The organism is Paenibacillus sp. sg306046 (genome assembly GCF_059821225.1).
This window is the reverse complement of record NZ_JCAMRT010000016.1, coordinates 82,484-96,226: the sequence shown is the minus strand read 5'-3', so window position 1 is coordinate 96,226 and position 13,743 is coordinate 82,484. Positions and strand designations below refer to the sequence as shown.

Genomic DNA, 13,743 nt, shown 5'->3' with positions numbered 1-13,743 from the left:
GTTCACCTTACCCTTCTGGCCTCTTGCTGTTTTCAATTTCCGTATTGACCGATTTTTTCACAAACTTCTGCAGCTCGCCCGCAATGCGCAGACAAAGCTTTAATTCAGTCGTCCGGCTTCTCGTCAACAGCTCGGGCGTCAGCATGCCTCTGGATGAATATAACCCGTCATCGAGCTGATACGGCGTCGTCGAGCGCAGCTTGAGCGCGATCGCCAGCGCATCGAGCCAATCATGTCCCATATCGTCCGGCACGTCGCCCCGTTCGATCAGCTGCCGAATGCGCCCTTCCGTTGACGTCACGCGAATGCCCGCCTCCAGCGCCAGCAAGCGCACTCCGTTTACAATCGGAATGTAGGCGCCGTATTTCACATCGACACCGCCCGCGTCAACACCGTAGCGCTCCTTGATCAGCTGGCCGAAAATGCCGATCGACGCCTTGTGATGCAGCGTATTGCGCTGCATGTGGCCGTACATGGCCGGATGCTTCTGCACATAACGGAGCAGCCCCTCCATCAGCTCATCCGCCAGCCGCTCCTCCCCATAAATGACCCGCATATCGGCCAAGATGAGCAAGTAACGCACATTTTCCCAATTCGGCTCCTGCAGCCACCCATCCACCATCGTTCGGTAACCGGAAAGCGGCTGCCTCCACCTGTCTGTCGTAGACAAAACGCCGCCGCTGCACAGCGGATACCCGACCGTTTCCAGATTAGCCGACACCGCCGCCGCCAGCTCCTTAAAAAACAGCCCGGCCCGGTCGCGCAGCTCTTCATCGTCAGGATCGCTGTAAACAAGCCCGTTGTCCTGGTCGCTCCATAACGTTTGCTCAAACCGGCCGCCGCTGCCGAACAGCAAGAAGGCATAAGGGACCGGAGCCGTCTCCTTCCGTTCCCCGCATACGCTGCTTTCGGTCAGCTCGATCACACGTCTGATCACTGCATCGTGAAGCCGATTGACCCCGTTGTTCCACTCAAAGGACGGGTCCGAAGGAAGATGCTGCAGCAGCAGCTCATGGGCCCGGTCGCGCAGCAACCGCATCTCATGAAAATCCCGGGCCTCTGTTGCCTCTCGGATCATGTTGACCCATACTTGACGCTCCATATCTGATCTCCCCTCGCCAGCCGCCGGATCTGGTCACACCACGTAGGCTGCTGTCACTTTACAGCTCGTGCGCAGCTTTCTTGATTTGCTCCGGGTATCCGTACGTGCCATGCTCCGACAAGTCCAGCCCGATAATTTCTTCCTCCTCCGTAACTCGCAAGCCGATCGTCGCCTTCATCGCATACAAAATCACCGAAGACAACACCAGCACAAACAAAAACGCTCCGACCACGCCCAACGCCTGCACACCAAGCTGCTCGAAGCCTCCGCCGTAAAATAAGCCGGCCTTGCCCACCCCGACCTTCTCGGCAAGCTCGGGCGTCGCGAACAAGCCGGTAGACAACGTTCCCCATACGCCGGCGATGCCATGCACGGAAAATGCGTACACCGGGTCGTCGATGCCTGCGCGTTCAAACCATTGAGCCGTGAAAAACGTAATGATGCCTGCAATCGAGCCGATAATAACAGCATCGCGCGGCGTTACGAAAGCACAAGCTGCGGTAATCGCCACCAACGCAGCCAGCACGCCGTTCAGCATACTCGGAATGTCCGCTTTGCCGAAATAAATCCACGAGACGACCATCGCCGCCACCGCTCCAGCAGCAGCAGCCAGGTTGGTCGTCAACGCCACATGACCGAAAAATCCGTCGCCCGTAGCGCTGAGCGTCGAGCCGGCATTAAATCCGAACCAGCCGATCCATAAAATAATGACGCCGAGCACAGACAACACCTGGTTATGACCCGGAATCAGATTAGGCGTCCGGTCCTTGTTGTATTTGCCGATCCGCGGCTTCAAGAGCACAGTAGCTACCAGCGCCGCCGTCGCCCCCTGCAAATGGACAACCGTCGAGCCGGCAAAGTCCTGCATGCCGATCACGCCCAGCCAGCCGCCGCCCCAAACCCAGTGCGCAACGATCGGATATATAACAATTGTATACAAAATTCCGAAGATGAAATACACGGACAGCTTGCCGCGTTCCGCAAATCCGCCCCACGCAATGGCCAGCGATACACCGGCAAAGGCCAGCTGGAACAGAAACAAAATTCCGATCGGAATCGGCGACTCTGCGAACAGCCCGAAGCTCGCCTTCACCTGCTCCACCGTGCCGTCCAGAAAAAATCCGCTCGTGCCAATAAAGCTGTTGCCATCGCCAAAGGCCAACCCGAACCCTACCGCCCAAAACGCAATCGCGCATAAGCCGAACGTTAAAATCGTTTTACCGGCTACGTGCCCGGCATTTTTCATCCGCGTTGATCCTGCTTCCAGCAAAGCAAAGCCCGCTTGCATGAAAATAACGAGGATAGCGGCCACCATAACCCAGACGGAATCAATGGCGGCGGCCAGCTGGGCTGGCGTCTTCTCATCCGCCGCAAACGCCAAAGCAGCAGGCGCCAATCCCGTACAAACAGCTAACGAATAGATGAGTTTTTTTACCACATGGACCACTCCTCTAATTTGCGTAACTTTTAATGACATCTCATGGTAATATTAATATCATTATATGCAGCTTCCGCACATTATGCAATGCATTTTTTCGTTTATTCCCAGCATATACGAAAAATTAGCTGACATTCAACCTTAAACATTCGTGTTCTTGGCACAAAACTATTGAATTTTCGGAGATTCTCTCCTTTCATAGTATGATTTACTGAACACGCTCAGAACACAGAGTAATAAAAAAGAACGTAAAAGCATAACGTTTGACTGTATGGTTTGGAATGAGTATCATGATAATAAAGAGGTGAGCGAACATGGGGATATGAAGCTGTACAGAATCGGTGAGCTGGCGCGCTTATCCGAAGTAAGCCTTAGGACGATCGACTACTATACGAAGCTCGGACTCATCGAGCCTGAGTCGAGATCCGACACCAATTATCGTCTTTACAGCGATGAAACCTTATTGAGGCTGAAACGTATTGAAACGATGAAGCGTGAAAAGTATAGCCTGGAGGAAATCAAGGCTGATTTGACCTTATGGAACAAGGTTAGCAAGGATGAGCTGGTGACAGATAAACTTACATCGCTGCAGCTCAAGCTGGCGCAACTGGAAAAGGAAGTGCGCGAGGTTGGGCCGCTCGTTGAGAAGCTCAAGCCGACACAGCTCAAAAACCTGCACCAGAAGCTGACGCCTTCCGCGGCCGCATGCATCGAAGCGCTGCTGCTGCTGGTGGGCAAAGGTCCACTTTCCTAACTATACCTTTTCACTTATTACACATACGGAGGGAATAAAATCTATGTTTTTTCACCCTATGGATTTTCTGATCATTATTGCATTTGGTCTCTCCTTATGGGCTCAATTCCGGGTTAAAGGCACCTTTAACAAATGGTCCGAGGTGCCGGTTCAGTCCGGCATGACCGGCTACGAAGCAGCCCGGCGGATGCTCGATGCCAACGGCTTGCATGATGTGCCGGTTGAGCCGGTGCCAGGCGCGCTGACTGACCATTACGACCCGATGGCCCGCGCCGTCCGCTTGTCAGAGCCCGTTTATTATGAGAGCACCATTTCAGCCGTATCGGTCGCCTGCCATGAGGTTGGCCACGCCATTCAGCACAAAGTCCATTATCCGATGCTGGTTATGCGTCACCGGATGTTCCCGGTCGTCAACATTACCTCCGGCGTTGCGCCTTTTATGATTTTGGCCGGTCTGTTTTTCCAGCAGTTTAATTTCCTGCTTGGTCTTGGTATTATTTTCTTCTCGGCGGCTGTTGCCTTCCAACTGGTTACGCTGCCTGTCGAATTTAACGCCAGCAACCGCGCCCGCGACCTGATGGTCGCCGAAGGCTACATTACCAACGAAGAAGAACGCGGAGTAGCGAAGGTGCTTAACGCCGCCGCCCTGACTTACGTAGCCGCTGCGCTGATTTCCCTGCTGGAGCTGATCAAGTACCTGATGATTTTCAACAGCCGCAGCAACGATTAAGACACAGAACCAGCCGCTCCAGCCCGATAGCAGGGGCAAGAGGGAAAGCATCAAATTGTGAATCAAAAGCCGTCAGCAGCTCTTCACAGAGCCTGTCTGACGGCTTTTTTGCAGCTATTCGGCATCAGCAGGCTGCTGTTGCGTCGGCTCGAACCATAACTCGCGAAACTGTACCCACCCGAGCGCATTCAGCGATACATTTTTCAACGAGGAGTGGAACACCGTGCTCTGCGTATAATGCAGCAGAAATATAATATTGCACTGCTCCTCGATCAGCTGCTGCAGCCTTTTCAGATAAACGCTCCTCGTCTGACTCGAATGCTCCTGGTAAAGCCGTTCCAGCAGCCAATTCGCCTGCGCCCTCAGCTCATCGCTCAGATGCATATGAATCGCGCTGTTATCCGCCAAAAACAGCTCAACGATGGACAGCTCCGGGTCATGCTCCAGCACATTGCAGGTAAAGGCCAGCTGTGTTTCCGTCATCTGCTGCCTGTAGCCTTCCAGATCATACGGCCGCAGCAGCACTTCGTAAGCAATTCCAAGCTGATCCAGTTGAGCGCACAGTCCTTCTCCTTCCTCGGAAAACTTGTCATTGACCGACAAGGTCAACCGCTCGCCCGCATAACCGCTCGCCCGCAGCAGGCTGGCCGCCAGCACCGGATCATACCGCGGGTCCGTATCACTGGATTCCCATGTCTGCTCATAAAACCATGTTGCAAAACGCGTGTCCACGACTGATCCGCTTCCGATCATCGCCCGGCGGTCTATCCCGCACGCCAGCGCCTGCCGAAACAACAGCTGCCGCTGAACGCCGGGCACTTGAAGATTAAACGTCAGAAAGCTGCAATTGCGGCCCCGCCGCTTCACCACTCCCCAGTGATCCGGCAGCTCCACATCGGTCCGGTTCTGATACTGCATCTGGTAGGCGCACGACTCCGATGAAATCGTGGTCCGCAAATAATTTTGCGCGTACCAGACTTCAATCCGGTCCAGATGCGCCCGCTTGTCGAAATATCGCGGGAACGCCTCCAGCACCAGCATATGCTCGTCATTCCGGGCTAATTTAAACGGCCCTGTACCGACCGGCTTGCGCTGAAATTGCTCTCCCAGCTCCGTAACCGCATCCCGGGGAACAATCGAAGCGCGGTCCAGACTCAGATGATTCAGGAACAACGGATTAGCCCGGCGCAGCCGAATACGAACAGCATGCGGACCAATCGTTTCGATCTGCTCCACATCCTTGAACAGCCAGCCGTAAGGAGATTTTAATTTCACATTTTGCAGCCGCTCCAGCGTAAACTTCACATCGTCGGACACGAGCTCCCGCCCATGATGGAAATAGACGCTTTTGCGCAAATAAAACGTCCACTCCGTCGACGTGCTGTCACTCGTCCAATAGTGGGCAAGCTGGCCGTCAAAAGCAGACGTCTGCTCATTATACTTGACCAGCACATCAAACAGCTGCTGCACCATATGGCATTCGGCAACAAAGGTCAGCCGTGACGGGTCCAGACATTCGATCCGCTTGCCGTAAGGCAGCCGCAGCGTATCCACGGTCCGATCATCCTTGGTTTCCGGGTGAAACCCGAACTGGCTATCCAGCCATTCGACAAACTGCTCCTTTGCATTCCCCACATGCTTATATGCCTCCAGATACGCATAAGCCTCTTGAATATTTCCTCTGCGGACATAAGCCTGCGCCGCCTCCAGCACAATCTGCTCGCTTCTGGCAAGCAAGGTCAGCCTTGACCGATGACCGCGACCCCGTCCGGGCGTCCAGCGAATCCAGCCGGCTTCCTCCATCTTCTTCAGCACAAGATTCACATTGCGGGTCGAGCAATTAAATAACTGGCTCAGCTCCTCCAGCCCGATCTCCAGCTCCTGCTGCTCTACCGCCTGCGGATAGCGATTGCACAGGCTCAAGTAATAATAATCGTTCACAGTCCCGGCCTCCCTGCAAAAAGGTGAAGGAAATAAAATACATGCTACACTTTTTAATCACCTTTATCAAGCTATAATCAGGATTAGAGATTAGAGCAATCACCCCACCTGATTCGGAGTGTGAACATGATGATGAACCTGTTTGAACTGGAACTGCGCATGCAAGAGCAAAGCGAGCTGAGAGGGCGGCCGGCAGCCGGCTTTCTCCGCAGCGGCATCCCGCTGGTCGATTTGCTGCTCGGAGCGGTGCTGCTGGGCTGTATGATCTGATCCTGTACGGTCCGATCCTGTACGGTCTGATCCTGTACGGTCTGATCCCGCTCCGTACCGGCTCGCTATGTGTTATTCCCCTGCTGTACCCGGATAAAATCAAGCAAAAACTTGCGGAAGCCTTCGGCCACAAGCGGAAGCTTGTCGCCGGACCGCTGAATCAGACCGACGCTGCGGATGACGCGCGGCTCGGTCACCTTCACTTTCGCCGGCTGCAGCTGGCTAATCTCCGTAAGCGCCATCTCAGGCAGCAAGCTAACTCCCATTCCCGCCGCGACAAGTCCCCGGATCGTATCCGTCTCCTCGCCCTCGAACCCGATCTGCGGGCTGAATCCGGCCTTGGCACATGCCTCCAGCACAATGTTGCGAAGCGAGTATTCCTCGCTGAACATCACAAACGATTCATCCCGCAGCTGCTCCAGCCGGATTGCTTCCTGGCTCGCCAGCACATGATTTTGCGGCACGATCGCATACAGCTCCTCCTGAAGCAGCAGGTCGCCGCTGACCTGGCCGTGCTTCTCGGGAAAAGGCGAAATGAACGACAAGTCAATTTCACCTTTCATGACGTCGCGAATCAGGCTGTTGTATGTCCCTTGACGCAGCCGGAATTTCACCTTGGGGTACGATTCGCGAAACCGGGCCACGACGGTGGGCAGCAAATAAATGCCGAGACTATGCGGAAAGCCGATCCGGATTTCCCCCTGCTCCGGGTCCATGAATTCATGCACCTCGCTCACAGCCCGCTCCAGATCGATCAGTATGCTTTCTGCGCGGCATAAAAACAGCTTCCCTACCGATGTCAGCTGCAGGTTTCTCCCCTTCTGTACGAACAGCTGAACGCCCAGCTCTTCCTCCAGCTGATGAATTTGCCGGCTGACGGCGGACTGCGCAACATGCAGTTCTTCCGCCGCCTGGGTCACATGCTGCTTGCGCGCTACCTTGATAAAATAATGCAGTTGTCTAAGTTCCACGGCGCATCCTGCCTCCTGTGCTTCCATCACTCAAGCTCTCGTATTGGACAAGGTCTCCCTTAAAAGCTTATAATAATACTCGGTGAACTACCAAATTTTGCTCAAACGCTAAGGAGGCCCATGTACACATGGCACAAGCTACCCTGAAAGGCAACCCTATCACACTGGTCGGCCCGACGCTGCAAGTCGGCGACAAAGCACCTGACTTCACAGTGAACAAAAACCTGCTTGAAACTGCATCTCTTTCCGATTATGCCGGTAAAGTGAAGCTGATCAGCGTAGTGCCTTCCCTGGACACTGGCGTTTGCGATGCGCAAACCCGTCGTTTCAATGAAGAAGCAGCCAAGCTCGGCGATAACGTGGTCATCCTGACCATCAGCAACGACCTTCCGTTCGCGCAATCCCGCTGGTGTGGCGCTGCAGGCATCGACAAAGTAATCACGTTGTCTGACTACAAAAACCACTCGTTCGGCAAAAACTATGGCGTGCTGATTCAAGAAATTCACCTGCTGATGCGCTCCATTTTTGTCATCGACGCCAACGACAACATTCAATACGTGGAATACCTCGGCGAAATGACGGATTCCCCGAACTTCGAAGCAGCTGTTGAAGCTGTGAAAAAGCTCGTTTAATCCCGGATCAGACACAAATATAAAAACAGCGTGGAGCCCACGCTGTTTTTATTTGCGTATCTGTAAGCGCAGCCTGACGGAGCATTCTCATTCATTGATTTTGTAGGCAGCCAGTTTTCGATCAATATGCTTGAATATGTCGAGAATCGTCCGGTAATTGGAACCCAGATCACCCAGCGATCCTCTGGAGGCTGAGTAGGCGTCAATCGCCGTTTTCAACGGATTGATTCCGAAAAGCGTGACCGTAATATCTTGCGTACGGCCTGTAATGGTCCGTTTCTCCAGTACAATTTCTCCAACACTGCGAACCTCGTGCAGCAGCTTGTACCCGTTCAGCTTCTTAAACATGTTGATTACTTCATCCCAAGCCTCATCCTTGGACAATTTATAATAACGGGTTTTCAGCAGCGGATCCTTGGCTTTATCTCCCGTCGTTTCATGGCTGCGGATCAGACCGATTAAGGTTCGCTGTAGCAACACATTCCCTCCCATACGAAGTTCCATATCTATTCCGGTGTACACTATCCTTTATCATAACACTGTTTAGATGGAAGAGAAAGAGGGAAAGCGCTTTTTCTGCAAAAAGTGTCAAGCTTACACGCCCGGCAAACTGCTTCTTGCAAGTTCCCGCCTCCTCAGAACAAAAAGCCGCAACGGCGGGAACCGATGCGGCTGACAATGACTGTTGAAGGATTAATTTAGAATACCGATTGCGACGCGCCTTCCCAGTCTTTCAGGAAACGCTCGATGCCGCTGTCTGTCAGCGGATGACGAACCATCTGCTGAATAACTTTGTAAGGAACCGTCGCGATGTGCGCGCCAAGCAAAGCCGCATCAATTACATGCGTCGTCGTTCTTACGCTTGCGGTAATAATTTCCGAAGAAATGTTATGTACCTGGAAAATTTGGCTGATTTCTTTAATCAGGTTCATCCCGACCTGGTTGATGTCATCCAGACGCCCAACAAACGGCGACACGTAGGTTGCGCCAGCGCGTGCAGCCAGCAAGGCTTGCGTCGAGCTGAAAATCAGCGTGACGTTCGTCTTGATGCCGAGCTCCGTCAGCCGTTTCGTTGCGATCAATCCATCTTCCGTCATTGGAACTTTGACAACGATGCCGTCGCCAAGAGCTGCGAGCTTCTTGCCTTGCTCTACCATCTCATCAGCCTTCAGGCTGATCACTTCCGCACTGATTGGCAGGTTGCCAACGATTGACGCGATTTCCTTGACCGTCTCAAAAAAATCTCTTCCCTCTTTGGCAATCAGGGAAGGATTGGTCGTAACGCCCGCAATCACTCCAAGTTCATGTGCTTTGCGAATATCTTCTACGTTGGCCGTGTCGATGAACAGCTTCATTTCCTACATCCCTTCTACGTATCTCGAGTTTTGGACACAAAAAAACCCGCATATGCCGTCCGGTTCCGTGTCTCGAACCTGCCTAAGCAGGTGGGTGTCCGCAGAATCGGTTTTGAAGTCCCCGTTCGGGGGCATGTCAGCCGCGATCCAATGTAGGTCTCCCGAGAAACAGTCATTGGTTCAAAACAACGTTAAAACCGAAACGTACATCGCAGGATTTTGTTGTAGCCTTATTATAGTCCAATCAGGTTCGATTGTAAACCTGACAATTCCATCCTTTTTTCATACTCAAGACGGATCACGTTTTTCGTCCGCTTCCGGCTTCGCTGCGTAAACCGAAGGTTCGTCGCGCTTCGGCTTCTCGGCCGCCAGCACCGCCTCCTGCTCAGTCAGCTCGTCAACCTCTTCGTTGTCCTGCTTGGCGACCAGCTGCTGCTGCTTCTCCTGCAGCTTGCCAAAAATCAGGTTGAAATGCCAGAACGACGAAATCGCCATCAGACTGCCCATGAAAAACGGAATCAGAAACGTAAATACGGCAAAGCTCACATACAAAATAATCCCGTTAACCGCGATCATCGACAACGAACGAACCGGGCTGCCAATCGTAATGAGCACCGCGTTTTTAATAATTTGGAAAGTTTTCATATGCAGATGGGTCAAAATCGAGAAAAAATGAAACATGGAAATGATCAGCATAATCGAAATCGACAGCACCAGAAACCGCAGCAGACCAAACATGCCCGCCTGGTTGCCGTAATACCTAAAATTGGCGATCAGGATGACCGCAAACAAAGCGTAAATCAGCCCGCCAAGCATCGCCTGCACGTAATTGGATTTGAAGCCGCGAAAAAAGGTCTTGAACAAGGGCACATCTTCATCACCCGTTACCCATTTGCGGGCTACGCTGAACATGGCCGCCGTTGACGGGAATAAAGTAAACGGTGCCAAAACTCCCATTACAATCAAGCCGGAATAAATATTGCTTTCCGTGGCCGTCGGGATAAAAAGCGAAAGTGACGCCAGAAAAAACGGCAGGCCGCAAATAATCCACAGCACGTTGATGACCGATAACCGCATAATCCACTCGGATATCCGGTAAAACCCACCCATGATTCCTCTAAATTCCAACAGAGACGCCTCCTTCAATCTACTTCCCTTATTTTATCATCCGGCTTCGCCATGGTCAAAACGGTTACATCCATTCTGATATGTTAAAAAAGCAAGCCCAAACGGGCTTGCTTTGACGTGCCGAACTTAAACGAGCGTCTCTTCGTTCGGACGGCTGCTTGGACGGGATTGCCCGCCGCGGTAGTCGCTGCGTCCTTCAGGACGGGAGTCCGAGCGTCCACGGTAATCGCGGTTATCGCGATAGCCGCCGCCACCTTGACGACCGCCGTCACGGCGGTTGCCGCTACGGTCTCCACCGCTTCCATAAGGGCGGTCATTGCGGCGTGCGCCGCCTGCCGTACCGTAGGAGCCGGATGGTCTGCGACCGTTTGAGCGTACATCCGGACGGCGTTTTTTCGCACGGATCGGATCTTCCGGAGTCAGGTCGATATCGACTTCCTTCTTGTCCCCGCCTGTCAGCAGCTTGAGCGCTGCCGCAAGCAAATGCACGGAATCATGCTGCTCTAGCAAAGAAATCGCCAAGCCTTTGTATTCGTTGTGCTCTTCCTTCTCCAACACCTCAAGCACACGCTCGGCTGTCAGCTTTTGCTTGCCCTCGATCGCTTCAGCCAGGCTTGGCATCGGCTTGCGGGTAATGCGGTGACGCGTAATTTTCTCGATAAAATGCAGGTGATCAATCTCACGCGGCGTCACGAAGGAATAAGCAACGCCTTCTTTACCCGCACGGCCGGTACGACCGATCCGGTGAACGTAGCTTTCAGGGTCTTGCGGCAGGTCAAAGTTGATAACGTGCGTTACGCCCGATACGTCCAGACCACGTGCCGCTACGTCCGTTGCAACCAGCACCTCGATGCTGCCGTCGCGGAATTTGCGCATTACGTTGTCGCGCTGGTTTTGCGAGAGGTCGCCATGCAAGCCTTCAGCCGAGTAACCGCGCTTCTGAAGCGCCTCGGACAACTCATCGACACGACGCTTTGTGCGTCCGAAGATGATCGCCAGATCAGGGGACTCCATATCAATAAGCCGGCACAGCGCTTCGAACTTCTGGCGCTCATGCAATTCGATATACGCTTGCTCGATCAGCGGAGCGCTGACTTGCTTAGGAATAACCGAAACATGCTCAGGATTTCTCAGGAACTGCTGAGCCAGCCGTTGAATGTTAACCGGCATTGTAGCCGAGAACAGCATCGTTTGGCGCTCTTCCGGCACCAGGCGCAGGATGGACTGAATGTCCTCCATAAAGCCCATGTCCAGCATTTCATCCGCTTCGTCGAGGATCACGGTCTGCACGTCATCCAGCTTGATCGTTTTGCGGTTGATATGGTCAAGGAGTCGTCCCGGCGTACCGATAATAATTTGCGGCTTTCTGCGCAGGCCGCGGATTTGCTTCACGATATCCTGACCGCCGTAGATGGGCAGCGAACGGATGCCCTTGAACCGTCCGAGCTTCTCGATTTCTTCGGCAACCTGAATCGCGAGCTCGCGTGTCGGACACATGATCAGCGCTACGATCCGCTCTTCCTTAATGTCAATTTTGTTGATCAGCGGAATTCCGAATGCGGCGGTTTTCCCTGTTCCCGTCTGTGCTTGACCGATCAAATCGCGGCCCTCCATCGCTACGGGAATAGCTTTGTCCTGAATCGGCGTCGATTCTTCAAAGCCCATTTCCGTAATGGCGCGCAATACTTTCGGTTCCAAACCAAATTCACTAAACGTTTTCAAATGATTTCATTCTCCTTTTTACTTTGAGGTTCTCGGTTTATATACTTAAGTGCGACTCCTATCTTTTCTTTAGTTACTCTCTTCATGAGAAACACTTCTCAAGCTGTGTCAATAATGAACAGTCAAGGCCGTACTTAAGAATATCTTTAGTATTATATCACAAGCGGCGATTATATTCCACAAGCCCTGAAAATGAAACCCGCGAAACTTTAATATCGTATATAATACAATTATGAGCCATTGACCAAAAGGAGCGACAAAATTATGTCCATATGGAAACGAGTCAGCGATATATGGAAAAGCAACAAGGCGGCGCCTGAAGTGAAAGCCAAAGACCCGCTGCTGGATACGAAAGTAGGCGACATTGTGAACGTTGACCTGGAGGAGTACGTGGTGTCGGGTAAAGTGGTATACTTTGATCACGGCTTCGCCCCTCACCGGATCGCGTATTACTTGCAGAACGGCAAGCAGATCAGCTGCCTGCTGATTGAGTTGGGCCGCACCTACGAATGTTTTATTTGCGAATTCGTGGAGGGCTCGCTGGATGATCCGAGCGATGTGCCGACCCGGCTTGAGCTGGGCGACGACGCCACGTATGATCTGGAGCACAACCGGAAAGATAAAGTCAGAACCGAAGGACGGACTGATTTCCGCTCCGGTGACGATGTGCTGATCTGGCGGTATATGGGCGGCGGCGACCGTTACTTTTTCCTGCAATGGCAGGACGGCAAATATGTGGCGATGGAAGGCTCGCGGACCCCGTCCGGACTCATTAAGTTTCTTAGCGCTTCGGGAGGAGCGGCGCCTCTCTCCTAAGCGGACGCCTACACGACAACAGGCTGAACCTGGGAGGTGATTTCGCACCATGAAACGTATGTCCAAATGGTTGGCTGTGCTGCTCGTCTTGACCCTGCTTGCAGGCTGTGGCGATTCAAGCAATTTTATCAAGGAAAACTACTCGCTCGTCGATGTGCAGGGCAGCGGCAAAAGCACAGCGAAAATATACGCGGTACAGGATAAAAGCGTTCCGGCTGTAGCCAAGGAGCTGGCGGAGCAGGAAATGCCGAACGAAATCAGCAAGGAATCCGAGGATCGCATGTTCCTTGTGTACGACAGCAAAATCATTCACGTTCAGAAAGATCCGGAGCATGAAAACTCCACCCTTGTTGAATTGGATTCGATCCAGTATGCAAAGGATAATTACGACTCCTCCTTCCTGCAAGGGTATGTAACGGCCACCTTGCTGCAATCGCTGTTCGGCGGCGGCTGGTCGGGCGGAAGCGGCAGCCGGGGCACGGATTATCGGGGATACAACTCAAGCAAACGGTACGATGATTACGGTAAATATCAATCGGTGCCGTATCCGGGCTCGTCGACCTCGCCGGCCAAAACTCCGGCCCAGCAGACACCAGCCCAACAAACGCCCACCACCTCGGACCGGAAGGGCACCTTCACCACGCCCGGCACGAATTCGGGAGCGAGCTCGGGCAGCACTGGCAGCAGCGGCTCGACGGGAAGCACAGGAAAAGCGGGCAGCACCGGCAGCGGCAGCTCGACGGGAAGCACAGGAAAAACGGGCAGCACCGACAGCTCAACCCGCAAAAACGACGGCTCCAAGCCTACCTATAAGGCTCCGTCGTCCGGGTCTTCTTCTGCACCGAGCACTAGCAAGCGAAGCGGCTCATTTAAACGAAAATAAA

The 13,743-nt window shown here is 53.1% G+C and carries 14 protein-coding genes and 1 other RNA gene; 6 read left to right on the top strand and 9 right to left on the bottom strand.

The annotated features are described in order from the left end of the window. Positions 1-7: 7 nt before the first annotated feature. Entirely contained in the window at positions 8-1,102 is a 1,095-nt protein-coding gene (locus AC6ROY_RS17130; protein WP_500101789.1) for a DUF294 nucleotidyltransferase-like domain-containing protein, read from the bottom strand. Between the two features lie 58 nt (positions 1,103-1,160). Further along, on the bottom strand, positions 1,161-2,540 hold the full coding sequence (locus AC6ROY_RS17125) for an ammonium transporter (protein WP_500101788.1): 1,380 nt from the start codon (positions 2,538-2,540) through the stop codon (positions 1,161-1,163). 322 nt (positions 2,541-2,862) lie between these two features. Here AC6ROY_RS17125 and AC6ROY_RS17120 point away from each other — a divergent pair, with 322 nt between their 5' ends. Next, positions 2,863-3,294: a MerR family transcriptional regulator gene (locus AC6ROY_RS17120; protein ID WP_500101836.1), complete on the top strand. Its 432-nt coding sequence runs from the start codon at positions 2,863-2,865 to the stop codon at positions 3,292-3,294. Between the two features lie 43 nt (positions 3,295-3,337). Next, positions 3,338-4,024, top strand: coding sequence for a zinc metallopeptidase (locus AC6ROY_RS17115; RefSeq protein ID WP_500101787.1), 687 nt, complete (start codon positions 3,338-3,340; stop codon positions 4,022-4,024). A gap of 114 nt (positions 4,025-4,138) precedes the next feature. Here the strand turns inward: AC6ROY_RS17115 and AC6ROY_RS17110 are convergent, their stop codons facing one another. Next, positions 4,139-5,965, bottom strand: a complete 1,827-nt coding sequence (locus tag AC6ROY_RS17110; protein ID WP_500101786.1) for an ABC transporter substrate-binding protein — start codon at positions 5,963-5,965, stop codon at positions 4,139-4,141. 126 nt (positions 5,966-6,091) lie between these two features. Between AC6ROY_RS17110 and AC6ROY_RS17105 the strand changes: the two genes are divergently transcribed. Further along, a complete protein-coding gene (locus AC6ROY_RS17105) occupies positions 6,092-6,235 on the top strand; it encodes a hypothetical protein (RefSeq protein ID WP_500101785.1) in 144 nt (47 codons plus the stop codon). A gap of 65 nt (positions 6,236-6,300) precedes the next feature. On the opposite strand, the gene gltC is transcribed toward AC6ROY_RS17105, so the two are convergent. Beyond that, entirely contained in the window at positions 6,301-7,206 is a 906-nt protein-coding gene (gltC, locus tag AC6ROY_RS17100; protein WP_500101784.1) for a glutamate biosynthesis transcriptional regulator GltC, read from the bottom strand. A 128-nt stretch (positions 7,207-7,334) separates the two neighbouring features. On the opposite strand from gltC, the gene tpx reads away from it, so the two are divergent. Next, entirely contained in the window at positions 7,335-7,838 is a 504-nt protein-coding gene (tpx, locus tag AC6ROY_RS17095; RefSeq protein WP_500101783.1) for a thiol peroxidase, read from the top strand. An 87-nt stretch (positions 7,839-7,925) separates the two neighbouring features. On the opposite strand, the gene AC6ROY_RS17090 is transcribed toward tpx, so the two are convergent. From AC6ROY_RS17090 to cshA, 5 genes are all read right to left on the bottom strand, one after another. Further along, positions 7,926-8,315: a DUF1499 domain-containing protein gene (locus AC6ROY_RS17090; protein WP_500101782.1), complete on the bottom strand. Its 390-nt coding sequence runs from the start codon at positions 8,313-8,315 to the stop codon at positions 7,926-7,928. 221 nt (positions 8,316-8,536) lie between these two features. Continuing rightward, positions 8,537-9,193: a fructose-6-phosphate aldolase gene (fsa, locus tag AC6ROY_RS17085; RefSeq protein ID WP_500101781.1), complete on the bottom strand. Its 657-nt coding sequence runs from the start codon at positions 9,191-9,193 to the stop codon at positions 8,537-8,539. Positions 9,194-9,232: 39 nt separating this feature from the next. Continuing rightward, a non-coding RNA gene (ssrS, locus tag AC6ROY_RS17080) (6S RNA) lies at positions 9,233-9,414 on the bottom strand. A gap of 67 nt (positions 9,415-9,481) precedes the next feature. Next, entirely contained in the window at positions 9,482-10,321 is an 840-nt protein-coding gene (locus tag AC6ROY_RS17075) for a YesL family protein (RefSeq protein WP_500101780.1), read from the bottom strand. A gap of 126 nt (positions 10,322-10,447) precedes the next feature. After that, positions 10,448-12,043, bottom strand: coding sequence for a degradosome RNA helicase CshA (gene cshA, locus AC6ROY_RS17070; RefSeq protein ID WP_500101779.1), 1,596 nt, complete (start codon positions 12,041-12,043; stop codon positions 10,448-10,450). Between the two features lie 264 nt (positions 12,044-12,307). On the opposite strand from cshA, the gene AC6ROY_RS17065 reads away from it, so the two are divergent. Together AC6ROY_RS17065 and AC6ROY_RS17060 are read left to right on the top strand one after the other, a co-directional pair. Continuing rightward, positions 12,308-12,859: a DUF4178 domain-containing protein gene (locus AC6ROY_RS17065; protein WP_500101778.1), complete on the top strand. Its 552-nt coding sequence runs from the start codon at positions 12,308-12,310 to the stop codon at positions 12,857-12,859. 49 nt (positions 12,860-12,908) lie between these two features. Beyond that, positions 12,909-13,742: a DUF4247 domain-containing protein gene (locus AC6ROY_RS17060; RefSeq protein WP_500101777.1), complete on the top strand. Its 834-nt coding sequence runs from the start codon at positions 12,909-12,911 to the stop codon at positions 13,740-13,742. The last annotated feature ends 1 nt before the right edge of the window (position 13,743 follow it).

Coding starts and splice junctions, on each gene's coding strand:
- AC6ROY_RS17130 (WP_500101789.1), bottom strand. CDS start 1,102: ATGGAGCGTCAAGTATGGGTCAACATGATCCGAGAGGCAACAGAGGCC.
- AC6ROY_RS17120 (WP_500101836.1), top strand. CDS start 2,863: ATGAAGCTGTACAGAATCGGTGAGCTGGCGCGCTTATCCGAAGTAAGC.
- AC6ROY_RS17115 (WP_500101787.1), top strand. CDS start 3,338: ATGTTTTTTCACCCTATGGATTTTCTGATCATTATTGCATTTGGTCTC.
- AC6ROY_RS17105 (WP_500101785.1), top strand. CDS start 6,092: ATGATGATGAACCTGTTTGAACTGGAACTGCGCATGCAAGAGCAAAGC.
- tpx (WP_500101783.1), top strand. CDS start 7,335: ATGGCACAAGCTACCCTGAAAGGCAACCCTATCACACTGGTCGGCCCG.
- fsa (WP_500101781.1), bottom strand. CDS start 9,193: ATGAAGCTGTTCATCGACACGGCCAACGTAGAAGATATTCGCAAAGCA.
- AC6ROY_RS17065 (WP_500101778.1), top strand. CDS start 12,308: ATGTCCATATGGAAACGAGTCAGCGATATATGGAAAAGCAACAAGGCG.
- AC6ROY_RS17060 (WP_500101777.1), top strand. CDS start 12,909: ATGAAACGTATGTCCAAATGGTTGGCTGTGCTGCTCGTCTTGACCCTG.